This is a genomic window from Nocardia asiatica NBRC 100129, from assembly GCF_000308415.1.
In the GTDB taxonomy this organism is placed as follows: domain Bacteria; phylum Actinomycetota; class Actinomycetes; order Mycobacteriales; family Mycobacteriaceae; genus Nocardia; species Nocardia asiatica.
The window spans coordinates 14,225-38,558 of sequence record NZ_BAFS01000216.1 but is presented as its reverse complement, the minus strand read 5'-3'; the positions used below and the strand labels follow the sequence as shown (position 1 = coordinate 38,558).

At 68.0% G+C, this 24,334-nt stretch carries 23 protein-coding genes and 1 pseudogene; 8 read left to right on the top strand and 16 right to left on the bottom strand.

Annotated features, from left to right (window positions below; genetic code table 11):
• Positions 1-365 (top strand): annotated as a pseudogene (locus ON27_RS21705) (acetyl-CoA C-acyltransferase); the annotation flags it as partial.
• Between the two features lie 81 nt (positions 366-446).
• On the opposite strand, the gene ON27_RS43050 reads toward ON27_RS21705, so the two are convergent.
• The 7 genes from ON27_RS43050 to ON27_RS21675 form a co-directional block, all read right to left on the bottom strand.
• A complete protein-coding gene (locus ON27_RS43050; protein WP_157227274.1) occupies positions 447-617 on the bottom strand; it encodes a hypothetical protein in 171 nt (56 codons plus the stop codon).
• Between the two features lie 146 nt (positions 618-763).
• Complete coding sequence (gene bluB, locus ON27_RS21700; protein ID WP_043730790.1) at positions 764-1,384, bottom strand: 5,6-dimethylbenzimidazole synthase; 621 nt, start codon at positions 1,382-1,384, stop codon at positions 764-766.
• A gap of 99 nt (positions 1,385-1,483) precedes the next feature.
• Positions 1,484-2,740, bottom strand: coding sequence for a fatty acid desaturase family protein (locus tag ON27_RS21695; RefSeq protein ID WP_043730752.1), 1,257 nt, complete (start codon positions 2,738-2,740; stop codon positions 1,484-1,486).
• Between the two features lie 99 nt (positions 2,741-2,839).
• Positions 2,840-4,276: a fatty acid desaturase gene (locus tag ON27_RS21690; RefSeq protein WP_043730748.1), complete on the bottom strand. Its 1,437-nt coding sequence runs from the start codon at positions 4,274-4,276 to the stop codon at positions 2,840-2,842.
• A 45-nt stretch (positions 4,277-4,321) separates the two neighbouring features.
• Positions 4,322-5,479 carry a ferredoxin reductase gene (locus ON27_RS21685; RefSeq protein WP_051046859.1) on the bottom strand — a complete coding sequence of 386 codons (1,158 nt, stop codon included), beginning with the start codon at positions 5,477-5,479 and terminating at the stop codon, positions 4,322-4,324.
• A gap of 124 nt (positions 5,480-5,603) precedes the next feature.
• A complete protein-coding gene (locus ON27_RS21680) occupies positions 5,604-6,122 on the bottom strand; it encodes a DUF6912 family protein (RefSeq protein ID WP_174377865.1) in 519 nt (172 codons plus the stop codon).
• Between the two features lie 40 nt (positions 6,123-6,162).
• A complete protein-coding gene (locus tag ON27_RS21675; protein ID WP_043730741.1) occupies positions 6,163-7,584 on the bottom strand; it encodes a WS/DGAT/MGAT family O-acyltransferase in 1,422 nt (473 codons plus the stop codon).
• 955 nt (positions 7,585-8,539) lie between these two features.
• On the opposite strand from ON27_RS21675, the gene secA reads away from it, so the two are divergent.
• Positions 8,540-11,404: a preprotein translocase subunit SecA gene (gene secA, locus ON27_RS21665; RefSeq protein ID WP_043730736.1), complete on the top strand. Its 2,865-nt coding sequence runs from the start codon at positions 8,540-8,542 to the stop codon at positions 11,402-11,404.
• 85 nt (positions 11,405-11,489) lie between these two features.
• On the opposite strand, the gene ON27_RS40000 is transcribed toward secA, so the two are convergent.
• The gene (locus ON27_RS40000) at positions 11,490-11,840 is read right to left on the bottom strand and encodes a hypothetical protein (protein WP_051046858.1); all 351 of its coding nucleotides are present in this window, start codon (positions 11,838-11,840) and stop codon (positions 11,490-11,492) included.
• Positions 11,841-12,174: 334 nt separating this feature from the next.
• On the opposite strand from ON27_RS40000, the gene ON27_RS44855 reads away from it, so the two are divergent.
• A complete protein-coding gene (locus tag ON27_RS44855; RefSeq protein ID WP_043730733.1) occupies positions 12,175-12,552 on the top strand; it encodes a YybH family protein in 378 nt (125 codons plus the stop codon).
• Between the two features lie 15 nt (positions 12,553-12,567).
• On the opposite strand, the gene rsgA is transcribed toward ON27_RS44855, so the two are convergent.
• The 3 genes from rsgA to ON27_RS21640 all read right to left on the bottom strand — a co-directional run bounded on the left by rsgA (position 12,568) and on the right by ON27_RS21640 (position 16,958).
• A complete protein-coding gene (rsgA, locus tag ON27_RS21650; protein WP_373282775.1) occupies positions 12,568-13,617 on the bottom strand; it encodes a ribosome small subunit-dependent GTPase A in 1,050 nt (349 codons plus the stop codon).
• Complete coding sequence (gene aroA, locus ON27_RS21645) at positions 13,566-14,858, bottom strand: 3-phosphoshikimate 1-carboxyvinyltransferase (protein ID WP_043730727.1); 1,293 nt, start codon at positions 14,856-14,858, stop codon at positions 13,566-13,568. Before aroA ends, rsgA begins: the two co-directional genes overlap by 52 nt.
• Before the next feature lie 591 nt (positions 14,859-15,449).
• Positions 15,450-16,958 (bottom strand): aldehyde dehydrogenase family protein, encoded by a 1,509-nt coding sequence (locus ON27_RS21640; RefSeq protein WP_043730725.1) that lies wholly within the window; start codon positions 16,956-16,958, stop codon positions 15,450-15,452.
• A 166-nt stretch (positions 16,959-17,124) separates the two neighbouring features.
• Between ON27_RS21640 and ON27_RS21635 the strand changes: the two genes are divergently transcribed.
• Positions 17,125-17,913: an SOS response-associated peptidase gene (locus tag ON27_RS21635; RefSeq protein ID WP_043730723.1), complete on the top strand. Its 789-nt coding sequence runs from the start codon at positions 17,125-17,127 to the stop codon at positions 17,911-17,913.
• A 392-nt stretch (positions 17,914-18,305) separates the two neighbouring features.
• Here the strand turns inward: ON27_RS21635 and ON27_RS21630 are convergent, their stop codons facing one another.
• Both ON27_RS21630 and ybaK read right to left on the bottom strand, forming a co-directional pair.
• Positions 18,306-18,605 (bottom strand): hypothetical protein, encoded by a 300-nt coding sequence (locus ON27_RS21630; RefSeq protein WP_218003029.1) that lies wholly within the window; start codon positions 18,603-18,605, stop codon positions 18,306-18,308.
• Between the two features lie 75 nt (positions 18,606-18,680).
• Positions 18,681-19,175 (bottom strand): Cys-tRNA(Pro) deacylase, encoded by a 495-nt coding sequence (gene ybaK, locus ON27_RS21625; RefSeq protein WP_043730718.1) that lies wholly within the window; start codon positions 19,173-19,175, stop codon positions 18,681-18,683.
• Positions 19,176-19,293: 118 nt separating this feature from the next.
• Between ybaK and ON27_RS21620 the strand changes: the two genes are divergently transcribed.
• Positions 19,294-20,052 carry a sigma-70 family RNA polymerase sigma factor gene (locus ON27_RS21620; RefSeq protein WP_245560041.1) on the top strand — a complete coding sequence of 253 codons (759 nt, stop codon included), beginning with the start codon at positions 19,294-19,296 and terminating at the stop codon, positions 20,050-20,052.
• Between the two features lie 20 nt (positions 20,053-20,072).
• Entirely contained in the window at positions 20,073-20,339 is a 267-nt protein-coding gene (rsrA, locus tag ON27_RS21615; RefSeq protein WP_043730777.1) for a mycothiol system anti-sigma-R factor, read from the top strand.
• Between the two features lie 78 nt (positions 20,340-20,417).
• Here rsrA and ON27_RS45880 read toward each other — a convergent pair whose 3' ends face one another.
• Positions 20,418-20,492 carry a 50S ribosomal protein bL37 gene (locus tag ON27_RS45880; protein ID WP_022597109.1) on the bottom strand — a complete coding sequence of 25 codons (75 nt, stop codon included), beginning with the start codon at positions 20,490-20,492 and terminating at the stop codon, positions 20,418-20,420.
• A gap of 90 nt (positions 20,493-20,582) precedes the next feature.
• Between ON27_RS45880 and ON27_RS21610 the strand changes: the two genes are divergently transcribed.
• Together ON27_RS21610 and ON27_RS21605 are read left to right on the top strand one after the other, a co-directional pair.
• Complete coding sequence (locus tag ON27_RS21610; RefSeq protein ID WP_043730715.1) at positions 20,583-20,798, top strand: biotin/lipoyl-binding carrier protein; 216 nt, start codon at positions 20,583-20,585, stop codon at positions 20,796-20,798.
• Positions 20,799-20,819: 21 nt separating this feature from the next.
• Positions 20,820-22,334 carry a sensor histidine kinase gene (locus ON27_RS21605; protein ID WP_043730712.1) on the top strand — a complete coding sequence of 505 codons (1,515 nt, stop codon included), beginning with the start codon at positions 20,820-20,822 and terminating at the stop codon, positions 22,332-22,334.
• Between the two features lie 419 nt (positions 22,335-22,753).
• Here ON27_RS21605 and ON27_RS21600 read toward each other — a convergent pair whose 3' ends face one another.
• Entirely contained in the window at positions 22,754-23,008 is a 255-nt protein-coding gene (locus ON27_RS21600; protein ID WP_011211115.1) for a WhiB family transcriptional regulator, read from the bottom strand.
• 252 nt (positions 23,009-23,260) lie between these two features.
• Complete coding sequence (locus tag ON27_RS21595) at positions 23,261-24,205, bottom strand: diacylglycerol/lipid kinase family protein (protein WP_043730709.1); 945 nt, start codon at positions 24,203-24,205, stop codon at positions 23,261-23,263.
• Between the last annotated feature and the right edge of the window lie 129 nt (positions 24,206-24,334).

Sequence of the window (24,334 nt, the reverse complement as noted above, 5' to 3'; positions counted from 1 at the left end):
CTGATCGGGCCCGCCATCTCGATGCCCCGGGCGCTGGAGAAGGCCGGAATGGCGTTGGCGGACGCCGATCTCGTCGACATCCACGAGGCCTTCGCCGCCCAGACCTTGTCCGTGCTCACCGCGCTCGCCAGCGACGAGTGGGCCAAGGCCGAGCTGGATCGCGACACCGCCGTCGGGGAGGTGGACATCGACCGGCTGAACGTGCACGGCGGCTCGATCTCGCTCGGTCACCCGTCGGCGCCACCGGGGCGCGCATGGTGACCACCATGGCCAACGAGCTGGCGCGCACCGGAAAAAGTACTGCCCTGCTGGGGATCTGCGCCGCGGGCGGGATCGGCGCCTCGGCAGTGCTCGAGCGCGTTTGAGGCCCAGCGTGGGCTGTACCGCCGACCGACGAGGAGTCCCTGGGCGGTCGGCGCCGGGCGCGGTGCCAGATTGTGGCGGCCTCAGGGTTTGCCCGTGGCGCCCCGCCGCTTGCGGCCCTCGTTCGCGATGAGCCGCAGACAGGTCTGGTGCTTGGTCTCGCCGGGTATGCCTTCCCGGCGCAGGCGCAACATCGCCTGTGCCAGATCGATGCCCAGCTCGCTAGACAGCCGAACAGCATCGACATTGGCCATTACGTGAACCTCCTGGAACCGACGAACATCACCGTGAACAGCACTGCGTGGGAAGCAGTTTCGCCCTTGTCGTACCCAGTCGATATCCGATTGAATCATGAACGATCCACACATTTGCGTAACGATGCGCGGCCGGCGCGGGAGGTTCAGGCGCGATAGGTTTCGTGGTGCACCGCGTCCGTCAGCGGTCTTCCGGCGCGCCAGCCGAAGCGCTCGAGATCGGGAACGCGCTGGAATTCGTGCACCGGCCCGACGCAGAGCCAGGCGACCGTGCGAACCTCCGGCGGAAGATCGATCAGGTCGGCGAGGAACCCGGGGTCGTAGAACGACACCCAGCCGACGCCGACGCCTTCGGCGGTCGCGGCCAGCCACAGGTTCTGGATGGCGAGAACCGCGGAATAGATCCCCGTTTCGGGCACCGTGGCCCGGCCGAGTACCTGCGGTCCGCCACGAGCGTGGTCGTAGCAGACCACGATGCCGGTGCCGCTCTCCAGAATGCCCTCGATCTTGATCGGCTCGAAGGTCGCGGCGCGCTCGGGCGGCAACGTGTCCCGGAACTCCACCCGCTTGTCCGCCACATGGTCGGCGAACTTGCGCAGCGTCGCCGGGTCGCGAACGACCACGAAATCCCAGGGCTGCGAATTCCCCACGCTGGGCGCCCGGTGCGCGGCATCCAGCAACCGCCACAGTGTCGCGTCGTCCACGAGTTCGCCGGTGAACTCCGCGCGCACGTCCCGGCGCCGCCGAATGGCCTCGTAGACGTTCAGAACCTCAGCATGCACCGCCCGAGTCAATCAAACCCGGCGATCGGTCCGCACACGGCGGGTGCGCCGACCCGGCAGTCCGGCATCCGAGCCGCGCGACGTTCAGCGAGCGGCGGAACCGGCGCGCCGGACGAGCCGCCGACGGCCCTGGGCGAGCGCGGTGCGCAGACCGCGGCGCCGACCGGACACCGGATCGATGGTGGCCGTGGTGCTGCCGCCGAACTTGCGTTCGGAGGCCGTCTCGGGCGCGTCGTCGGCGGTGGCCCGCAGGTACTTGTTCGGCAGCGACAACTTGAGGATGGTGCGCCACGCCTTGAAGTACTGCACCGGCAGCGAGCCGGTGGTGTAAGGCAGGTCGTACTTGTCGGCCAGCTCGCGCACCCGCACGGCGATGTCGGCGTACCGGTTGCTGGGCAGGTCGGGGAACAGGTGGTGCTCGATCTGGTGGCTCAGGTTGCCGGTCATGAAGTGTATGACCGGACCGCCGGAGATGTTGGCGCTGCCAAGCATCTGGCGCAGGTACCACTGGCCCTTCGTCTCGCCGTCGATGTCGGCCTTGGTGAACTTCTCCGCGCCGTCGGGGAAGTGCCCGCAGAAGATCACCGCGTTGGACCAGACGTTGCGGATCGCGTTGGCGGCGAGATTGGCCTTGAGCGTGGAGAAGAACGCGGGGCCGGTGAGCGCGGGGAAGATCACGTAGTCCTTCAGGACCTGCTTGCCCATCTTGGTCAGCGCCTCGGTGCGCTTGCGCTCGAATTCGGCCCGCTCGGGGGTGCCAGGCTTGTACCGGCCCGCCGCCAGCTTGCCGAGTTCCAGGTGCTGGATGGCCACGCCGTACTCGAAGAACAGCTGCAGCACCAGGTTGTACACCGGGTTGCCCAGGTTGAACGGCTTCCAGCGCTGGTCGCGCGTCACCCGCAGGAGGCCGTAGCCGATGTCGTCGTCCATGCCGAGCACGTTGGTGTACTTGTGGTGCAGGTAGTTGTGGGTGTGCTTCCAGTGCTTGGCCGCGCCGGTGTTGTCCCACTCCCACGAGCTGGAGTGGATCTCCGGATCGTTCATCCAGTCCCACTGCCCGTGCATGACGTTGTGCCCGATCTCCATGTTCTCGATGATCTTGGCGGTACCGAGCAGGGCGACGCCGGCCAGCCACGCGGCGCGCTTCGGGCTGGCGAACAGTACCGCGCGGCCGCTGATCTCGAGAACGCGCTGCAACCTGATGACATTGCGGATGTACATCGCGTCGCGCTCACCGCGCGACGCCTCGATTTCCCGCCGGATCGCGTCGAATTCCACGCCGAGTGCTTCCACGTCGGCCTCGGTGAGGTGCGCGTATTCCTTGACATCCGAGATCGCCATACGGGTTACTTTATCGTAAGTTACGAGACCGTAGGTTACGAAGTTCGCCGTATGGGTGTGTCAAATACCTTATTGCGATCCCGGATGACGACTGGTATGTTAGCGCACCCTTCGGCGAAGGCGAAAACGCTTGTCCCGCATGGCTTTTTCGCGCAGCGCCGCCTGTTCGTGGCGGGCCCGCTCCTGAAGCGCCTGCTTGGCCTCCCGCAGCACCTGCCGCTCGTGCTCGGCCTTCTCTTGCAGAGACGCCTTGGCCTCGCGCAGCATCTTCTTCTCCTGCCGCGCCTTCTCCTGCAGCACGACCTTCGCCTCGTGCAGCGCCGAACGCAGGCCGCGCCGCTTGCCGGTCTCCGGATCGACGCGCAGCCAGTGCGTCGACTCGGCACCTAGCGACGGCAGCGTGATCCCGGCGAACTTGCGTTCCGACGAAGTCTCGGGCGCGTTGTCGGCGGTCGCCTTGAGGAACCGGTCCGGCAGCGCCAGCTTGTGGATGGTGCGGAAGGCGAGCAGATACTGCTTGCCCAGCGACCCGGTGGTGTAGGGCAGGTCGTACTTGTCGCACAGCTCACGCACCCGCACCGCGATCTCCGGGTACCGGTTGCTCGGCAGGTCGGGGAACAGGTGGTGCTCGATCTGATAGCAGAGGTTGCCGCTCATGAACGCCATGGCGGGCCCCGCCTTGAAGTTCGCGCTGCCGAGCATCTGGCGCAGATACCACTCGCCGCTGGTCTCGTCCTCGAGCTGCTCGATGGTGAACTTCTCCGCGCCGTCGGGGAAGTGGCCGCAGAAGATCACCGCGTAGGCCCATAGATTGCGCACCAGGTTCGCCGTCGCGTTCGCCTTGAGCGTCTGCTTGAAAGCCGGTCCGGTGAGCGCGGGATAGAACAGGAAGTCCTTGGCCACCTGACGACGGATCTTGCGTCCGAACGCCACGTTCGGCTCGGACATCAGCTGCCGGCGCGGGGTGTCCGACAGCTCCTTCTCGATGCTCCAGTCGTGCAGCGCGATGCCCCACTCGAAGGTCGCGGCGAGCAGCAGGTTCGCCAACGGCTGCACCAGGTGGATCGGCCGCCACGGCTCGTCACGGGTCATCCGCAGGATGCCGAAGCCCAGATCCTCGTCCTTGCCCAGCACATTGGTGTAGGTGTGATGGGAGTAGTTGTGCGCGCGGCGCCACTGCGCCGAGGGGCCCGTCATGTCCCATTCCCACGAGGTGGAGTGGATCTCCGGGTCGTTCATCCAGTCCCATTGCCCGTGGCTGACGTTGTGCCCGAGCTCCATGTTCTCGATGATCTTCGCGACCGACAGCAGCGCGGTGCCGGTCAGCCAGGCCCAGCGGTTGCGGCTGCCGAACAGCACGGCGCGAGCCGCCACCTCCAGAACGCGTTGCGCTGCGATCGCGCGCCGGATGTACTTCGCGTCGCGCTCACCGCGCGACAGCTCCACCGAACGCCGGACGGAATCGAGTTCCTGCCCCAGTGTCTCGATATCGGCCGCCGTGAGGTGGGCGAATGTCTTGATGTCGGTGATGGCCACCGGGGTCCTTTCCCTACTCGATACATATCGAGGGTACCTGGCGGACTACACGTCCAAGGTGCAGTCGCCCGCCGCCACGGAGATGCAGGTCTGTACCTTGTCGCCTTCCCGGCGCTCCTCGCCGTTGCGCAGGTCGCGCGCGTGGCCGGAACTCAAGGTGACCACGCAGGTCTGGCAGATGCCCATCCGGCAGCCGAACGGCATCTGCACGCCCGCGGATTCACCGGCCTCGAGCAAGCTGGTCGCGCCGTCCGCCTCGACGGTACGGCCGGTGCGGCCGAAGGTGACCGTGCCGCCCGCGCCCACCGCGGAGCGCTCGATCTCGAAGCGCTCCACGTTCAGCCGGTCCGACAGGCCCGCGTCGCGCCAGTGGCTCTCGATCTCGTCGAGCATCCCCGCCGGTCCGCAGGCCCAGGTGTGCCGTTCGCGCCAGTCCGGGAAGGCGGTGTCCAGGTCGGCGAGCGCGAACTTGCCCCGCTCGGCGGTGAGATGCAGGTGGGTGTGGAAGCCCGGGTTGCGCTCGCGCAATTCGCGCAGTTCCGCGCCGAACATCACGTCGTCGGCGGTCCGCGCCGAGTGCAGGTGCGCCACGTCGGTGAACGACTCGCGGCGGTCCAGCGCGCGCAGCATGGACATGACCGGGGTGATGCCGCTGCCCGCCGTCAGGAACAGCACCTTCTGCGGCGGCGGGTACGGCAGCACGAACCCGCCCTGCGGCGCGGCGAGGCGGACGACGGTGCCCACCGGCACGCCGCTGACCAGGTGACTGGACAGGAAGCCTTCCGGCATGGCTTTCACGGCGATGGAGATCAGCCGCTTTCCGCCGTGGCCGGGCGCCGACCAGTTGGGCGGGCAGGTCAGCGAGTACGAGCGCCAGTGCCAGCGCCCGTCGACCAGGATGCCGATGCCGATGTACTGCCCGGGCTGATATTTGAAGTCGAAGCCCCACCCCGGCTGGATCACCAGCGTCGCGGAGTCGGTGGTCTCCTTGCGCACCTCCACGATGCGTCCGCGCAGCTCCCGGGCCGACCACAGCGGGTTGGCCAGGTGGAGGTAGTCGTCGGGCAGCAACGGCGTGGTCACCCGCGCCACGGCGCCGCGCAGGACGTTCAGTTTGCCGCCGCGCTCGGCGACGCCCGCGGCGGGCGCCTCCAGCCACGCGCGGACGCCTCGCACGGAGAAGCTCCCAAGTTTCGAACCCATCGCTGCCGTTGGTCTCCCTGTCGTCGGATGCGCGGGCCGCCGTCTCCCCGAACAGCGGCCACGTCAGCAAGGTTACGGCATCGTAGGTTGTCCCGGTGGGCGAGCCCGCGAACAGCGCCGCGGGTCAGAGCAGTTCGAGCAGGAACGGCAGCTCCTGGGCGGCGTACCAGGCCAGTTGATGGTCTTCGGCGTCGCCGAGGACGAACTCCGCGTCCGCGTCGCCCAGGTCGGCGGCGTCGACCATGTCGACGGCCTTGGCCACCTGGGGTTCGGCGTCGGCCAGGTCGACGTGCACCGAGGCGATCTGCTGATAGGTGACCGGACCCGCGAGCCGGACCACCGCGTCGTCGAGGTCGGGCCGCAATGCCGCGCCGGTGACGTCGGCGGCGATCACCGCGCGCCGGTAGACCGGACTGCCGCCCGCGACCGGAGCGTCGTCGTCGTCGGAGTGCTCCGCGGCGCCGATCGCCTCGCGTTCGGCGGCGAGCAGCCGCAGCGAGGCGCGGGCCGCCTCGTTCATGGCGACCTCGCCGAGTTCCTCGTCGTCGCCCGAGGCATAGGCCTCGCGCAGCGTGGGCGTCACCGCGAACGCGGTCCCGCCGACCGGGGCCAACTCCCGGTTGTCGACCAGCTTGCGCAGCATCGGCACCGTAGCCGGGATGTAGACCCGCAGCTTCTTCTGATCAGACGCAGGCACCGAGCATCTCCTCCATGGAATCGCGCACCGCCGTGGCGAGCACGCCGATATCGGCCATCGCGTCGCGGTCGGCGTTGAGCCCGTAGAAGACATGTCCGTCGTAGGACGTGATCCCGATACTCGACGCCTGATTGCGCAGCAGTGGCGACACCGGGTACATCTCCAGCATCCGCGCGCCGCCGATGTACATCGGCGCTTGCGGACCCGGCGCGTTGGTGATCACCAGATTGAACGTGTGTTCTGCGAACGTACTCGCCGCGCGCACACTCATCGCGTGCAGGCTGGCCGGAGCGAATCCGGCCAGATGCACGAGGGTACGCGCGCGCACGCCGCGCCGCTGTCGTCCGTTGAATTCGGTGGCGTGCGCGATGTGCGACAGCCGCATCACCGGGTTCGGCTCACCGACCGGCAGGTCGAGCAGGAACGACGACACCTCGCTGGCCGAACGGGCTTGCTCGCCGCCGGGCGCCTCGACGTACACCGACATCGGCACCACCGCCCGCAGCGTGCTCGACTCGGTGAGCGCTTCACCGCGCGACAGCAGCCAGTTGCGCAGGGCGCCGGTGACCACCGCGAGGATCGTGTCGTTGATCGAGCAGCCGAAACGGCTGCGGATCGTGCGGTAGTCCGCCAGATCGGTGCGCACCACATCGAAGCGCCGGTTGCGTGAGGTGCGGGTGTTCAGGGGGCTGGCGGGCGCGCCGGTCGCCGCACTGCGCATCGCGGCCACCACCGACTCGACCGCCTTGCCCGCCGTTCCGAGCACCGCGAACGTGGTCGCGCTCGCGTCCCTGGCCACTTCCAGCGCTTTGCCCGGCCGCGCCGCGAGCTGGGCCAGGGCGCCGACCAGCAGTTCCATCTCGCCGGGTTCGCGCGGGGCGATCCAGTCGTCGTCGGCCAGCACCCGGGGCGCGGGCCCGGTGTCGAGGATCACGTGGCCGATCTCGAGCGCGGTGTCCCCGTCCACCAGCGCGGAGTGGGTCTTGGTGAAGATCGCGCAGCGACCTTCGGACAGCCGCTCGATCAGATACATCTCCCACAGCGGCCGGGACGGATCCAACGGGTGGGAGGCGAGCCTGGCGACCAGGTCGTGCAGTTGCTCGTCGGTGCCCGGGCCGGGAAGCGCCGAGCGCCGGATGTGGTAGGTGATGTCGAACCGGCTGTCCTCCACCCAGACCGGCCGCCCGAGCGACAGCGGAATCTCCCGCACCTTGCGCCGATACCTCGGCACCAGCGGGAGCCTGCTCTCGACCAGGTCGACCAGCCGGTCGTAGTCCAGGATCGCCTGCCCGGCGCCGTCACCGGGTTCGGTGTTCCGCACGATCGCGAGAGAGCCGATATGGATCGGATTGCTGCTCGACTCCAGCCGGTAGAACGCCGTGTCCTGCGGCGTCAGTCTCGTGATCACGCTGCCCGGTACTCCTTTTCCCGATGCGGTCCCCCCGCTCATTGTGCTGCCGCACCGACCGTAATCCCGGCCGTTGTGACATTTCTGCTGGACTCGGCGTTCGAGCTGGACCGATTCGATTCGATCACAGCGGCAAGCGGGATGCACGGCCGAAACATCGGCCATCGCGTACCCACCGAAGCGACACCGCGCCCATATCGGCCGTCCTGAGCTGGGCGAACACGCCCGGCTGCGCCATCCCATGTGCGAGCCCGCCGTTGCGACATCACTCGCCCACACCCACGAACCGCGCCGCGCATGCACACGCTCCTGATCACGAAGCCCTCGGCCACCTCGGCGACCTCCGGTTACGGTCGAAGCCATCCGTCACGAAGACATCGGCATCACCAGATCCCGCAATGACCACCCGACGCCCCCAGGCGCGCCCCAACCACGTCTTTCGAGCGAAGCGAGACAGTGCATGCGCCGTTCGCGGCCCGGCTCGCGTCCGAGCGGCCGCCGCGTCCGCGACGAAGCCGCCGGGGCGGTCGTTGGCAGACGAGTCCTGAAAGGCCGTGATCCACAACCCGCAGGCGCTGTCGGATGTTGCGGCGTCGGTATGGCGTGCACCCGAGTAGCGAGTTGCGCACCTACGTGCCCAGCGCACCGCAACTCCGTCTTTCGAGCGAAGCGAGACAGTGCATGTGCCGTTCGCGGCCCGGCTCGCGTCCGAGCGGCCGCCGCGTCCGCGACGAAGTCGCCAGCGGCGGTCGCTCGGACGCGAGCCATGAGGGGGCCGCGAACACCCAGCGCCGAAGGCGCTGGAAAAACCAACACAGCCAACCAGCAAAACCCGTACATCGGGCAGCGCATTACCATGAAGCATGCAGCGGATTCCGCGCAACCGCGTGGGCCCGCACCGGCCCGGGGGCCGACGACACGTTTTGACACACCGACCAGAGGACTGACGAGACCCGTGCCTGCGCTGACACTGACGAGGTTGCTACGGATTGGTGAGGGTCGCATCGTGAAGCGGCTCTCGCACTTCGCCGACCAGGTCCTCGCCCTCGAACCGGAGTACGAGGATCTCAGCGACGCGGAGCTGCGGGCCAAGACCGACGAGTTCCGCGAGCGCTACGCCGAGATGGTCGAGGAGGGCGAGAGCGATCCGCTCGGCCAGCTGATGGCCGAGGCGTTCGCGGTCGCGCGCGAGGCGTCCTGGCGGGTGCTCAGCCAGAAGCATTACAAGGTGCAGGTCATGGGCGGCGCCGCGCTGCACACCGGCAACATCGCGGAGATGAAGACCGGTGAGGGCAAGACCCTCACCTGTGTGCTGCCCGCCTACTTGAACGCGATCAGCGGCGACGGTGTGCACGTGGTCACGGTGAACGACTATCTGGCCAAGCGCGACGCCGAGTGGATGGGCCGCGTGCACCGCTTCCTCGGTCTCGAGGTGGGTGTGATCCTGTCCGGGATGAGTCCTGCCCAGCGGCGGGTGGCCTACAACGCCGACATCACCTATGGCACGAACAACGAGTTCGGTTTCGACTATCTGCGCGACAACATGACCCACTCGCTGGACGACTTGGTGCAGCGCGGGCACAACTTCGCCATCGTGGACGAGGTCGACTCCATCCTGATCGATGAGGCGCGCACCCCGCTGATCATCTCCGGTCCCGCCGACGCCTCCTCGAAGTGGTATGCCGAGTTCGCCCGCATCGCGCCGCTGCTGAAGAAGGACCTGCACTACGAGGTCGACATCAAGAAGCGCACGATCGGCGTGCACGAGGCGGGTGTGGAGTTCGTCGAGGACCAGCTCGGCATCGACAATCTCTACGAGGCCGCCAACTCGCCGCTGGTGAGCTACTTGAACAACGCCGTCAAGGCCAAGGAGCTCTACACCCGCGACAAGGATTACATCGTCCGCGACGGCGAGGTGATCATCGTCGACGAGTTCACCGGCCGCATCCTGGTCGGCCGCCGCTACAACGAGGGCATGCACCAGGCGATCGAGGCGAAGGAAGGGGTGGAGATCCAGCCGGAGAACCAGACCCTGGCCACGATCACGCTGCAGAACTACTTCCGCCTCTACGACAAGCTCTCGGGCATGACCGGCACGGCCGAGACCGAGGCCGCCGAGCTGCACCAGATCTACAGCCTGGGCGTGGTCCCCATCCCGACCAACAAGCCGATGGTCCGTGCCGACCAGTCCGACCTGATCTACAAGACCGAGGAGGCCAAGTTCTCCGCCGTGGTCGACGACGTCACCGAGCGGCACGAGAAGGGCCAGCCGGTGCTGATCGGCACCACCAGCGTCGAGCGCTCGGAGTACCTGTCCAAGCAGTTCACCAAGCGCGGCATCCCGCACAACGTGCTGAACGCCAAGTTCCACGAGAAGGAAGCGGAGATCATCGCCGAGGCCGGACGGCCGGGCGCGGTGACCGTGGCGACGAACATGGCCGGTCGCGGTACCGACATCGTGCTCGGCGGCAACCCGGACATCATCGCCGACATCCTGTTGCGCAAGCAGGGGCTCGACCCGGTCGAGACGCCGGAGGAGTACGAGCGCGCCTGGCTGCCCACGCTGGACCAGGTGAAGGCCCAGACCGCCGAGGACGCCGACGCGGTGCGCGATGCGGGCGGCCTCTACGTGCTCGGCACCGAGCGGCACGAGTCGCGCCGTATCGACAACCAGTTGCGCGGCCGCTCCGGTCGTCAGGGCGATCCGGGCGAGTCCCGCTTCTACCTGTCGCTGGGTGACGAGCTGATGCGGCGGTTCAACGGCGCCGCGCTGGAAGCGATCATGACGCGGCTGAACCTGCCCGACGACGTGCCGATCGAGGCGAAGATGGTGTCCAAGGCCATCAAGAGCGCGCAGACCCAGGTCGAGCAGCAGAATTTCGAGATCCGCAAGAACGTCCTGAAGTACGACGAGGTGATGAACCAGCAGCGCACCGTCATCTACGGCGAGCGCAACCGGATTCTGCGCGGTGAGGACATGGAGGGCCAGGTCCAGGGCATGATCACCGACGTGATCACCGCCTACGTGGACGGCGCCACCGCCGAGGGCTACGTCGAGGACTGGGATCTGGACAAGTTGTGGACGGCGCTGAAGACGCTGTACCCGGTGAGCTTGGACTACCGCGACCTGACCGGTGAGACCGAGGTCGGCGAGGCGGGCGAGCTGACCCGGGAGGAACTGCTCGAAGCGCTGCTGGACGACGCGCACGACGCCTACGAGCGCCGTGAGGCCGAGATCGATGGTCTCGCGGGTGAGGGCAGCATGCGCAATCTGGAACGCCAGGTGTTGCTGTCGGTGCTCGACCGCAAGTGGCGCGAGCACCTCTACGAGATGGACTACCTCAAGGAGGGCATCGGCCTGCGTGCGATGGCGCAGCGTGATCCGCTGGTGGAGTACCAGCGCGAGGGCTTCGACATGTTCACCGCGATGCTCGACGGCCTCAAGGAGGAGTCGGTCGGCTTCCTGTTCAACCTGCAGGTCGAGGTGCAGCAGCCGCAGCCGGAAGGCGTCGAGGTCGGCCCGGGCCTGCGTTCGCCGGTCGGCGCCATGACCGCCCCGCGTCCGTTGCCCACCGAGGAGGCGCCCGCCGCGAACGGGCACGGCGCGCCCGCGGCTCTGCGCGCGCGGGGCATCGATGACACCGCCCCGCGCGGTTTCAGCTACTCCGGGCCCGACGAGGGCGGCCGGGCCGCGGTGCACAGCGACGCCGAGGAGTACGGCGCGGACGGCGGTCCGCAGCCCACCCGCCGCGAGCGCCGTGAGGCCGCCCGCGCGGAGGCCAAGGGCCGGCGCGGCCCGAAGTCCCGTCGCCGCCACTGATCCGCTGAACCACGAAGGCGCTCAGGGTTTTCCCTGGGCGCCTTCGCGCTTCCGTATCGCCGCTGCCTCAGCGGGTCGCTGTCACTCAGACGAATTCGATCGCGGCTATGCGCCACCCCTGGTCGGTGCGTTGGACGAAGACGCGCGCGTCGAGGTCGGTGGTCTCGATGATCGTTCCTTCCGGCGTCTTGACCGCCTGGGTGATGAGCACGAGCCGGTCGATGTGGTCGGCGGTGTCGGGATCGTGTTCGGTGCCCATGACCAGGACGATCGCTTCCACGGTGGAGCGGTCGCGAGCCCGCTGGTCCCATTGCGCGCCTGGGCCTCGTTCGGTGTTGTTGCCCGACTTGGCCGCCAGCTCGCTGGTGAGCCATGGGGCCGCGCGGCGACAGGCGTCGCTGCGGCTCTGGTCGGGGCCGGGGCGCCAGGTGAACATGGTCTGTAACCCGGTGCGGATGGCGGCGATCGGCCGCGTCGACCATGACCCAGATCACGGCGACTGGCACGGCGTTTCGGGCCGAGGAGGTCCGGCACCATTGTGGCGTGTCGGGCCGTGGCGCGCCCAGGTATCGGGCAGCTCAGTCCGGCAGCGGATTTCAGTACCGGCGCGACCATGGTTTCCGGTGAGTACCCAGCGCGCAGGTGTCGGTGTCGGCGACGCGCCCCGGCGATCGCCCAGGAGGCACCCGGCAACGAGATCTTTCCTCCGGAAAACGCGGCCGGTTGGCGGAATCCCGGCAGCTGGGGGAAGACCGGCGTATCTTCCTGGCGTGGATCGCGCAGCTGTCGAGGCATGGGTCGCCGGATACGAGCGAGCTTGGCGGTCGGCGGGCACCGAACAGCTCGCCGATCTCTTCGCCGCGGATGCCGGGTATCTCGTCTCCCCCTGGGCGCGGCCGCTGACCGGTCTCGCCGCGCTCGCCGACTTCTGGGAAAGCGGCCGGGACGGGCCCGGCGAGCCGTTCACCATGCGCTCGAGCATCGTCGCGGTGGACGCGGACACCGCGGTGGTCCGGGTCGAGGTGGAATACGCGCGGGACACGCCCGCGCGGTGGCGCGACCTGTGGATAGTGCGCTTCGACGACGCGGGCCGCTGCACGTGGTTCGAGGAATGGCCGTTCGCGCCGGGGCAGCCGGACGGTCACTGACTCCGCCGGGCCGGGCTACCAGGCGTCGTTGGAGGTCAGGGCGACGAGCAGCCGCCGGATGGCGGCCACCCGGCGTTCCTTGCCGGGCAATTCGTCCAGCGCGCACTCGGGGTCGGCGGGCGGGCCGAGATGGGTGCAGCCGCGCGGGCAGTCCTCGATGGCGTCGGCGAGATCGGTGAAAGCGGCGATGACGTCGTCCGGGGTGATATGGGCCAGCCCGAACGAGCGCACGCCCGGTGTGTCGATGACCCAGCCGCCGTCCGGAAGCGGCAGCGCGACCGACTGGGTGGAGGTGTGCTTGCCCTTGCCCACGCCGGAAACCTCGCCCACGGCCCGCTCCGCGTCCGGGACGAGCCGATTGACCAGCGTGGACTTGCCCACGCCGGAGTGGCCGATCAGCGCGGCGAGCTGGTCGGTGAGCAGACCCAGCACCGGGTCCAGCGGATCGTCGATGCCGCCGTAGACGATGGTGAGGTCGAGATCGTCGAAGGCGGCGGCGAATTCGGATTCGGCGACCAGATCGTGCTTCGTCAGGCACAGCACCGGTTGCAGCCCACCGGCATACGCGGCGACCATGGCGCGCTCCACGAAACCGGTGCGCGGGGGTGGGTCGGCGAGCGCGACCACGATGAACAGGCGGTGCGCGTTGGCCACCACGATGCGCTCGAACGGATCGGTGTCGTCGGCGGTGCGGCGCAACACCGTTCGACGGTCGGCGACCCGCACGATGCGGGCAAGGCTGTCCGGGCGTCCGGACAGGTCGCCGACGACCTCCACCTGGTCGCCGACCACGATCGGGGTGCGGCCCAGCTCCCGAGCCCGCATGGCGACGATCCGGCGCTCCGGATCGTCGCCGAGCACACACCCCCAGCGGCCCCGGTCGACCGAGACCACCATGGCCGGCTCCGCGTCGACGTGCTGCGGGCGAGTCTTGGTGCGCGGACGCGAACTACGCCCCGGACGTACCCGGACGTCGGATTCGTCGTAGCTGGCCGCTGATCGTCGTCCCCGGCTCAGCGCGCCGCTCCTTCGTCGGATAACGCGGGCTCGAGCATCCGCTCCCAGAGATCGACGAAGTTCGGCAGCGTCTTGGCGGTGGTCCCGATGTCCTCGATCTCGATGCCGGGCACGCGGAGGCCGAGAATCGCTCCCGCGGTGGCCATCCGGTGGTCGGCGTAGGAATGCCACTTCCCGCCGTGCAAGTCGGTGGGCACGATCTCCAAGCCGTCCTCGGTCTCGGTCACCTTGCCGCCGAGCCGGTTGATCTCGGTGGACAGCGCGGCCAGCCGGTCGGTCTCGTGCCCGCGCAGATGCGAGATGCCGCGCAGCACCGACGGCGAGTCGGCCAGCGCGGCCAGCGCGGCGACGGTCGGCGTCAGCTCGCCCACGTCGTGCAGGTCGATGTCGATGCCCGCGAGCCGGTCGGGGCCGTGCACGGTGAGCACGCCGTCGAAGATCCGCGCCTCCGCGCCCATGCGCACGAGGATCTCGCGGATCACGTCACCCGGCTGGGTGGTCAGCCGTGGCCAGTGCGGGATGCTGACCGTGCCGCCGGTGACCGCGGCCGCGGCCAGGAACGGAGTCGCATTGGACAGGTCCGGCTCGACCTCCCAGTCCACCGCGCGGATCGGCCCGTGCTCCACGGTCCAGGTCTGTTCCTTGAAGCTGTCCGCGGGCCCCTGCACCCGCACGTCGGCGCGGCGCAGCATCTCCACGGTCATCTCGATGTGCGGCATCGAGGGCAGCGCCTTGCCGTCGTGGTGCACCACCAAGCCCTCGTCGAAACGCGCGGCCGACAGCAGCAGACCGGAGACGAACTGCGACGAGCCGGACGCGTCGATCGTCACGGCGCCGCCGCGCAGCGCGCCCTTGCCGTGCACGGTGAACGGCAACGCGTCGCCGTCGACGTCCGCGCCGAGCGCGCGCAGCGCGTCCAGGATGGTGCGCAGCGGGCGGATCCTGGCCTGTTCGTCACCGTCGAACGCGACATCGCCCGACGCGAGCGCGGCGACCGGCGGCAGGAAGCGCATCACGGTGCCGGCGAGCCCGCAGTCGACCGTGCCACCGCCCAGCGGCGCCGGAGTGACGGTCAGCGTGTCGCGCGCGCCTTCGATGTTCGCGCCGAGCGCGCGCAGCGCCGCGATCATCAGATTCGTGTCCCGGCTGCGCAGCGCGCCGGTGATCGTGGAGGGACCGTCGGCCAGGGCGGCCAGGATGAGCGCGCGGTTCGTGATCGATTTCGATCCGGGCAGGGTCACGGTCGCGTGTACGGGGACCTCGACATGGGGCGCTGGCCAGAAGTTCACTCGTCCATCATCACACGGTTTGATTTGCCAGCGCCTGCGGCGCTGGGTGTTCGCGACGGTGTTTGAATTGGCCGCGACTTCGTCGCGGCGTGTTCGCGGCCCCCTTGTGGCTCGCGTCCGAGCGACCGCCGCTGGCGACTTGGTCGCGGACGCGGCGGCCGCTCGGACGCGAGCCGGGCCGCGAACGGGCAATGCACTGTCTCGCTTCGCTCGAAAGACGGAGTTGCGGTGCGCTGGGGGCGTAGGTGCGGAACTCGCTACCCGGGTGCACGCCAAACCCGCCGCCGCAACACCTGACCGCGCCTGCGCGCTGCGGATCACAGCCACTCAGGACTCGCCTCGCAACCCCTACCCCTGGCGACTTCGTCGCGGACGCGGCGGCCGCTCGTCGCGAGCTGGGCCGCGAACGACGGATGCTCGGTCTCGCTTCGCTCGAAAGACGTGGTGGGGTGCGCTGGGCGCGTAGTGGTGGGAACTCGCTGTCGGGTGCGCGCGGTGGGTGGTGGCCGGATTTCACCGCGTGGTGTGAGGGTTGTGGTGTGTGGACCGGGTGCTCGACGCACGTCGAGCACCCGGTCTCGGTGTGGGTTCTTACTTGTGGCGCCCGTGCAGGAAGGGAACGAGCTTGCGCAGCAGCTTCATCGTGGAGTCGGTGCGGCTGTAGCTCAGCAGCGCCATGCCGGGAACGGTGAACCGCTGCACCGCGATCGAGTGCGGGCGCGCGAACTCGCGCAGGCCCGGCTCGCCGTGGATGCGGCCGATGCCGGAATCGCCGACGCCGCCGAAGGGCAGGCCGGGGATGGCGGCGAAGGCCAGTACGGAGTTCACCGAGGTGGCGCCGACGCGCAGCCTGCGCGCGATCTCCAGACCGTTCTTCTTCGAGTAGACCGCCGAGGACAGTCCGTACTTGGAGTTGTTGGCCAGCTCGACCGCCTCGTCCACGCCGTCGACGGTGCGGATGGTGATGGTCGGGCCGAAGGTCTCCTCGGCCACCGCCTCGGAGTTCTCGTCGGTGTCGACCAGCACGACCGGTTCGATGAAAGGCGCCTTGACCGATTCCGGTCCGCCGAGCACCGCGGTGCCGCCGTTCTTCAGCGCGTCCTCGATGTGGCGGCGCACGATGTCGACCTGGCTCGGCATGGTCATCGGGCCGTAGGAGGCCTTGTCGTCGGAACCGGGCTTGACGTCGGTGAGGATGCGCTTGACCTCGGCGACGAACTCTTCGCGCACCGAGCGGTCCACGTAGACCCGCTCCACGCCCGCGCAGGTCTGGCCGCTGTTGGCGGTGGCGCCCCAGGCGACGGCGTCCGCCGCGGCCTTGACGTCGGCGTCGGCGGCGACGATCACCGCGTCCTTGCCGCCGCACTCCAGCAGCACGGGGGTCAGCCGCTCCGCGGCGGCGGCCATGATCCGCTTGCCGGTGGCGGTGGAGCCGGTGAACGCGATCTTGTCGACGTCCGAGCGCACCAGCGCCGCGCCGGTGTCGCCGTAGCCGTTGATCGTGATGAAGACGCCCTCGGGCAGTTCGGGATTGGCCTCGGCGAACGCGTCGGCGAGGAAATTGCCGATGCCGGTGGAGTACTCGCTCGGCTTGAAGACGACGGTGTTACCCGCGGCCAGCGCGTAGGCGATGGAGCCGTTCGGCGTGTAGACCGGATAGTTCCACGGTCCGATCACGCCGACGACGCCGAGCGGGCGCTGCTCGAGCCGGGCGCTGAAGTTCGACATCAGCGCGCCGGGGGAGACCCGCTTGGGGCCGAGCACCTTCTTGGCGTTCTTGGCCGCCCAGGAGATGTGCTCGAGCGCCAGCATCAGTTCCAGGAAAGCGTCGTCGAGCGGCTTGCCGTTCTCGGCGTGGATCAGCTCGCAGAACTTCTCCGAGTTCTGCGTCAACCTGCTCGACCAGCGCAGCAGGTGCGTGCGCCGCTCGTCGAAACTCAGCGCGCCCCAGGTGGCGGCCGCCGCGCGGGCCTTGGCGACCGCGGCGGCCACCGCCTCGTCGTCGGCGATGACGTGCGTGCCGATCACCTCGCCTGTCGCCGGATTGACCGACGTCAGAGCCGTGTCGTGATCGGCTGGTTTGGTGTCGGTGGATGTCACAGTAGATCTCCTCTTGCCGTCTGCGGTGGACGGGCGATACGCGAGTACGAGTGGACGGGCAGCCCGTCCTTCCGATGAGAGAATGCTATGCCACAACTCTCAACAGGTCACCAGCTATGGACCAATTGTCTCCGACGATGTCGGTGGCGGATGGGACTATCGGGATATGTGCGGACGATATGCGACCACGACCAACCCCGGTAGGCTCGCGGTCGAGTTGGATGCGATCGACGAGACCGAGGCCGCTGACCAGAACTCTTTCACCAATTACAACGTAGCTCCGACGACCCAGGTTCTCACCGTGGTCGAGCGGCACGACCATGGCCGCAAAGACGACGACCCGAAGCGCCGTATCCGCCGCATGCGTTGGGGACTCATCCCGGTCTGGACCAAGGCCGCCGAGCCCGGCGTTCCGGTGAAGGGGAAACCGCTGTTCAACGCGCGCGCCGACAAGGCCGCCACCACGCCTTCCTTCCGCGACGCGGTGAAATACCGGCGCTGCCTGGTGCCGATGGACGGCTGGTACGAGTGGGTCATCGAGCCGCAGGGGGACAAGGGAGCGAAAGGCAAGGTCGCCAAGCACCCGTATTACATGGCCAACGCGGACGGTTCCCGCCTCTACATGGCCGGTCTGTGGTCGATCTGGCGCGACCGGTCCCAGCCGGAGAGCGAGCCGCTGCTGTCGTGCACCATCCTGACCACCGACGCGGTCGGCGATCTGACCCGTATCCACGACCGGATGCCGCTACCCATGCCGCAGGAGCACTGGGCGGCGTGGCTGGACCCGGATCACCCCGCGCCCGCGAGTCTGCTCGAGACACCGTCGGAGGAAGCGGTCGCCGGCATCGTCCCCCGCCCGGTGCCATCGCTGGTCAACAGCGTGCGCAACAACGGCCCCGAACTACTCGCCCCCGTGGAGGACCAAAAGGAAGCCGAGCAGATCAGTCTGCTGTGAGCCCCCGCTGCCCAACCGCCCACGACGCGAACACGGCGTTCTCCCTACCGGAGTCCTGACAACTGTCGCGTCTCGCGACGAAGTCGCCAGCAGCGGTCGTTGGCAGACGAGTCCTGAAAGGCCGTGATCCACAACCCGCAGGCGCTGTCGGATGTTGCGGCGTCGGTATGGCGTGCACCCGAGTAGCGAGTTGCGCACCTACGTGCCCAGCGCACCGCAACTCCGTTTTTCGAGCGAAGCGAGACAGTGCATGCGCGGTTCGCGGCCCGGCTCGCGTCCGAGCGGCCGCCGCGTCCGCGACGAAGTCGCCAGCGGTGGCCGCTCGGACGCGAGCCACAAAGGGGCCGCGAACACGCCGCGACGAAGTCGCGGCCAATCAAACACAGCCAAAACTACAGCGAGCACCTAACGCTAGGTGAGGCGATGTTCAGTCCGCATTTGATGATTCCGGCGACGAGATCGATCAGCTTGGTGGTGACGTTGCCGGTGAGTTTCTCGGTTTTGTCGGCTTTGTCGTCACTTTTCGAGCCTTGACCGTCGAAGTCGAATACGGAATCGCTGACGTGGGTGACCGGCGGGGTGTGCGGTGCGGCGGCGGCCTCGGGGGCGAGGAGCGTTACCGAACCGAGAGCCAGGAAGAGCGCTCCGGACAACGCGACGATCACGGTGCGCAAACGCTGGTTCGTGGACATCATTCGCATCACATCCTCGAGTCGGATCGATCTGGCCAGATCAGTAACGCACAGATCGCGGCGATGGTGGCCGAATTACGCCGATGTCACGGGCGCGGTCACCGCGGCGGTGAGCCGGATCAGATCGGCGGGCGCGAGTTCGATCTCCAGTCCGCGCCGTCCCGCGCTGCACAGCATCCGATCCCAGGTCAACGCCGAGTCGTCGATCACGGTGGGCAGCGTTTTGCGCTGACCGAGCGGCGAGATGCCGCCGAGTACGTATCCGGTCGTCTTCTCCGCCCGGGAACGGTCGGCCATGCCGGCCTTCGACGCGCCGAGCGCGGCGGCGGCGGCTTTGAGCGACAACGTGTTCGGCACCGGAAGCACGGCCACCGCGAGCGCGCCGGTGGACAGTTCGATGACCAACGTCTTGAAGACCTGCTCGGCCACGACCCCGAGTTCGCCGGCCAGCGCGTCGACCGCCTCGGTGCCGTAGGAGTCGGCCCGCGGATCGTGTTTGTAGGCGTGCACGCGGTGGGGCACCTTCGCCTGGGTCAACGCGCGGATCGCCGGAGTCGAGCCTGCTGCCATGGCCGAAACCTTAGCGGCGGCGCGGGAACACCCGAAGCTTCGCGCATGTTGTAGCCGGTACACAGCGCTCGGAGTGGATTCCACCAGCGTGAGCAGGCTCTATCGAGATGTGAAGGAGATGCCTGTGCCCGTACTGCTCGACGACCACCCGGTGGGGACCGAGGTGTCCCCGACCGTAGGCGGCTCGACCTTCGATATGCCGTTGCCGGTAGATTTGGCAAGGACGGCGATCGAAGGGACAGGTGTGACGAGCGACGATGACGTGGTGGCCGACGATGTCGCTGCCGTCGACGATGCCGAGCTGGCACAGCGGTTCGAGCGGGACGCGCTGCCGCTGCTCGACCAGCTCTACGGCGCCGCGCTGCGCATGACCAGGAATCCGGCGGATGCCGAGGACCTGGTCCAGGAGACCTACGTCAAGGCGTATCAGGGGTTCAAGTCGTTCCGGGAGGGCACCAACCTCCGGGCGTGGCTGTACCGGATCCTGACCAACACCTACATCAACTCCTACCGCAAGAAGCAGCGGCAGCCCGCGCAATACCCGACCGACGAGATCACCGATTGGCAGCTGGCCGCGACCGCTGAGCACACTTCGCAGGGGCTGCGCTCGGCCGAGGTCGAGGCGTTGGACGCGTTGCCGGACGACGACATCAAGGCCGCGCTGCAGGAATTGCCGGAGGAATTCCGGATGGCGGTGTACTACGCGGACGTCGAAGGCTTCCCGTACAAGGAGATCGCCGACATCATGGGCACTCCGATCGGTACGGTGATGTCCCGGCTGCACCGTGGCCGGAAGCAACTGAAGGGTTTGCTCGCCGATGTGGCGCGCGAGCGTGGATTCAACCGTTCGGGGGAACGCCAGGAGGTCAAGCAGTGAGTACCGAGCGGGACCCCGATATGGAGCTCGACTGCACGGCGGTGCTCGCCGACGTGTGGTTGATGCTCGACGGGGAATGCGACGAGGCGACCCGTGCCCGGTTGCAGCACCACATGGAGCACTGCAGCCCCTGTATCGAGGCCTACGGGATCGAGGAGAAGATCAAGGGTTTGCTCAGCCGCAAGTGCGGGGGCGATCGCGCGCCCGATTCGCTGCGGGAGCGTCTGACGATCGAGATCCGCCGGACGGTCGTCGCCAGGGAGACTTCGGTGGAAACCTCGGATTAGCCGGCCGGTGCTACGCGAGCGGCACGCCTTCCAGCTGGAAGTGCGTGCCGCTTCGTGCTTTCGGACCGAGCGTCGCGCTCAGGCGTTGGGCCGCTTGCCGTGGTTGGCTGCGTTCCCCTTGCGGCTACGCTTCTTACGTCCGCGCTTACCCATGAGTAGTCTCCCTTCTGGTTGAAGGCCATTCTTTCATGTGTGGTTGGCTGTACCGTCAGCGGATACAGGCCAACGAGTGAATGGGGTGCCATGGCTGAGGAAGTGCTCGCCGAGCTGGTGTCGGTCGTCTACCAGGTGGTCGTCGAAGAGGGTGACGAGGTCCAGGAGGGCGACACCCTGGTGATCCTCGAGTCGATGAAGATGGAGATCCCGGTGGTCGCGGAGTCCAGCGGCACCGTGACGTCGGTCGGTGTCAAGGAAGGCGACGCGATCAAGGCGGGCCACCTGATCGCCGTCATCTCCTGATCGATTGCGCGGTAGAGCTATATGGCGACCCTGAGCGAGCTGCTGGCCGAGCACACCGACCTACCCGGCGTCGCCGTGGATCATCTGCAGCGCGTTGTGGGCGATTGGCAGCTGCTTGCCGATCTGTCCTTCGCCGATCTGCTGCTGTGGGTCGGTGCGGGCCCGGTGGCGGAGGGCGCGGACATCGTGTGCGTCGCGCAGTGCCGTCCCACCACCGCGCCCACCGTGCACCAGGAGGACCTGGTCGGCACGGTCGCCCTGCGTGGGGACCATCCGCAGGTGTTCGAGGCGCTGGTCACCGGCGAGACCGTGCGGGCCGACAGTGAGGTCGAGGCATCCGGCGTCTACCACCCGCATCCGGTGCACGCGGTGCGCGAGGCGATTCCGGTGCGCTGTGGTGACGACGTGATCGCGGTGCTGAGCCGGGACATCGATCTGCAACGCTCCCGGGTCCGCAGCCAGTTGGAGAGCGCGTACGTGGCGTGCGCCGACGACTTGTGCCAGATGATCGCCGACGGCACCTTCCCGACCACCGAGGATCGCGCGGCTACCCATTCCAGCCCGCGCGCGGGGGACGGTTTCATCCGGCTCGACACCGAGGGCATCGTGGTCTACGCCAGCCCGAACGCGCTGTCGGCCTACCACCGGATGGGTTTGCAGGCCGATTTGGCCGGCCAAGACCTCGCGGTCACCACTCGCTCGCTGATCACCGACCCGTTCGACGCGCAGGAAGTGGTCGGCGACATCCAGGCCGCGCTGGCCGGGCGGACCGGCCGCCGGATGGAGGTCGAGGCGCGGGGCGCCACCGTACTGCTGCGCACCCTCGTGCTGCGCCCGCACGGTGTTCTGGCCGGCGCGGCCGTGCTGGTCCGTGACGTCACCGAGGTCAAGCGGCGCGATCGCGCGCTGCTGAGCAAGGACGCCACCATCCGGGAGATCCACCACCGGGTCAAGAACAATTTGCAGACCGTGGCCGCGTTGCTGCGCCTGCAAGCCCGCCGCACCGAGAACGAGGAGGCGCAAGTCGCGCTCACCGAGTCGGTGCGCAGGGTCACCTCCATCGCGTCGGTGCACGAGATGCTGTCGATGTCGGTGGACGAAGAGGTCGATCTCGACGAGGTCGTGGACCGGCTGCTGCCGATCATGGCCGACGTGGCCACCGTGCACACCGCGCGCATCAAGGTGCGCCGCGCGGGCTCGCTCGGGGTCTTCTCCGCCGAACGCGCCACGCCGTTGGTGATGGTGCTCACCGAACTGGTGCAGAATGCCATCGAGCACGCCTTCGATTCGGGCGAAAACGGCACGGTGACAATCCGTTCCGAGCGTTCGGCCCGCTGGCTCGACGTGATCATCAGCGACGACGGCCGCGGTCTGCCTGCCGGATTCAGCCTGGAATCCTCCGACCGGCTCGGCCTCCAGATCGTCCGTACCCTGGTCACCGCCGAGCTCGGCGGTTCCATCGGCCTGCACCCCGGCGCCGATATCGGCACCGATGCGGTCCTGCGGGTTCCGCTGGGCCGTCGCTCCGGCCGCTGACCGGGCGGTGGTGGATCCGCAGCCGCGATATCGGTCGCGTCGATCCTGTTGCTCGGAGGTCGCGAGCGGCCGCTGTTCGCGGCTCTGGTCCTGCGGTTGCCCGAATGTCCGTATCGAGTGGAATGCGAGGGTGTGAACGGATTCGCGGTCGGCCGGTACCCGCTCGGAAACCCACCACTTTCCCACGAATCGCGCTGAACGGCGAGTCGAAACGCGGCCCGGTAGTGCCGTAATCCGTGCTGCGGCTATTGCCGAACCACGCAACGGCATTGGTCCGGCTTTCGTTTCCCGCGAAGCGAGACCAGGTATTTCCAGTCTGCGGTCGGCGCATATAAACAACACAGCCCGGCACCTTTGGGTGCCGGGCTGAAATGCGTTACCGGGCCGGGCTGAATGGCCCGGTAAGGCCGGTCGTCTGATCAGACGACGGTGCGGGTGCGGGTACGCGCGTTGCGACGCTTCAGCGCCCGGCGCTCGTCCTCGCTCATGCCACCCCACACGCCGGCGTCTTGTCCGGACTTCAGGGCCCAGGACAGGCAGTCAGCGGTTACGGGGCAGCGAGCGCAGACCAGCTTGGCATCGGCAATCTGTGCGAGCGCCGGACCACTGTTACCCACCGGGAAGAACAGCTCGGGGTCCTCATCGCGACAGATGGCCTTGTGGCGCCAGTCCATTCCTCTGCTCCTTTGCTGGGCGCCGCGCAGGGCGCCTACTGGTTTGTGGATCGTTCACTTGTGCGACTCGAAAGTTTCCGCACGGTTGCTTGTGAATGCTTTCACGAACACCGTAGATGTCAATAGGCACGCGGTGCACCGTGGGGAAGGTCACGCTCAAAGACCCCCGCAGGGGGAGCCTGCCCGGTCCTTTGTACTCGCTTCACCTGGTTTTCGCAGCACAACTGCGAGGTTTTCCCCGGCGTTTCGCCCTCAGTGCGGCTGTGGCGCGACCACGGCGAGGATGTCGGGCACCGCCGTGAAATCCACCACGTTGCGCTTCCCGATGAAGTCGCCATCGATTTGCAGGCCGATGGGTTCTTTGGACTCGATTCGTACGGTCGGAACGTCGTCTTCGCGAAATAAATTGCGCGACTTAGGATTTCCGTTGGCCGCCAGAAGTTGCCGTGCGAGCAGGAGGGTAGGGGCCACGGCCATGGAGCGCACCGCGAACACTCCGAGACCCCTTTCGAACCGGGTGCCGGGGTTGGTGTGCACCGGCGTGGCGTTCAGGTAGGTCCAGGGTGTGGTGTTCGTAACGAAGGCGTAATGCACCCCGTCCACCGGCGTGCGGCCCGGAATTTCCACCCGAACGCTCGGTTCCTTGCGCCTTGCCAGAAAGAATTGTCGCACGGTTGTTCGAACATAACGCGCCGGGGTGGCGGTACGGCCGCGTGCGCGGCTGGCGTCGATCGCCTCGCAGACGTCGGCGTCCAAGCCGACGCCCGCGCTGAAGCAGAACCACCGGTCGTCGGCTATTCCCAGGCCGATCCGGCGGTCGGCGTTCAGCGTGAGCAGGTCGATCAGCTGATTGGTCGCGGTCACCGGATCGGGGGAGATGCCGAGCGCCCTGGCGAAGACGTTCGCGGAGCCGCCGGGAATCACGCCGAGCCGGGGCAGCCAGGCCTGGCCGTCGTCGAGGACGGGCAGCGGCAGGAAGCCGTTGATGGTCTCGTTGACCGTCCCGTCGCCGCCGTGTACGACGATCAGGTCCATCTCGTTGGTCGCCGCCCACTGCGCCAGTTCCGCGGCGTGGCCGCGGTGCTGGGTGTGCGCAACGGTCAGCTGGGTGCGGCTCTCCAGCGCGTGCGCGAGTAGGTCCCGGGTCGCCGGTGTGGTCGAGGTGGCATTCGGGTTCACGATCAGCAGCGTCCGCACGGTGGCAGCCTAGTTGGCCGCCGACGTGCGCCGGAAAAGCGGCGAGCGGTCCCCGGCGCGCCGCTGCCGCGCGGGCGGACGCCGGGACGACGACGCGCGTCGGGCGAGTCGTAGGCTTGCCGCGTGAAC

Excerpts from the sequence above, each read along its gene's own strand:
- ON27_RS43050 (WP_157227274.1), bottom strand. The coding sequence starts at position 617 with ATGGCCAATGTCGATGCTGTTCGGCTGTCTAGCGAGCTGGGCATCGAT.
- ON27_RS21695 (WP_043730752.1), bottom strand. The coding sequence starts at position 2,740 with ATGGCGATCTCGGATGTCAAGGAATACGCGCACCTCACCGAGGCCGAC.
- ON27_RS21685 (WP_051046859.1), bottom strand. The coding sequence starts at position 5,479 with ATGGGTTCGAAACTTGGGAGCTTCTCCGTGCGAGGCGTCCGCGCGTGG.
- ON27_RS21680 (WP_174377865.1), bottom strand. The coding sequence starts at position 6,122 with ATGCTGCGCAAGCTGGTCGACAACCGGGAGTTGGCCCCGGTCGGCGGG.
- ON27_RS40000 (WP_051046858.1), bottom strand. The coding sequence starts at position 11,840 with ATGTTCACCTGGCGCCCCGGCCCCGACCAGAGCCGCAGCGACGCCTGT.
- ON27_RS21635 (WP_043730723.1), top strand. The coding sequence starts at position 17,125 with ATGTGCGGACGATATGCGACCACGACCAACCCCGGTAGGCTCGCGGTC.
- ON27_RS21630 (WP_218003029.1), bottom strand. The coding sequence starts at position 18,605 with ATGTCCACGAACCAGCGTTTGCGCACCGTGATCGTCGCGTTGTCCGGA.
- ybaK (WP_043730718.1), bottom strand. The coding sequence starts at position 19,175 with ATGGCAGCAGGCTCGACTCCGGCGATCCGCGCGTTGACCCAGGCGAAG.
- ON27_RS21620 (WP_245560041.1), top strand. The coding sequence starts at position 19,294 with ATGCCTGTGCCCGTACTGCTCGACGACCACCCGGTGGGGACCGAGGTG.
- rsrA (WP_043730777.1), top strand. The coding sequence starts at position 20,073 with ATGGAGCTCGACTGCACGGCGGTGCTCGCCGACGTGTGGTTGATGCTC.
- ON27_RS21610 (WP_043730715.1), top strand. The coding sequence starts at position 20,583 with ATGGCTGAGGAAGTGCTCGCCGAGCTGGTGTCGGTCGTCTACCAGGTG.
- ON27_RS21605 (WP_043730712.1), top strand. The coding sequence starts at position 20,820 with ATGGCGACCCTGAGCGAGCTGCTGGCCGAGCACACCGACCTACCCGGC.
- ON27_RS21600 (WP_011211115.1), bottom strand. The coding sequence starts at position 23,008 with ATGGACTGGCGCCACAAGGCCATCTGTCGCGATGAGGACCCCGAGCTG.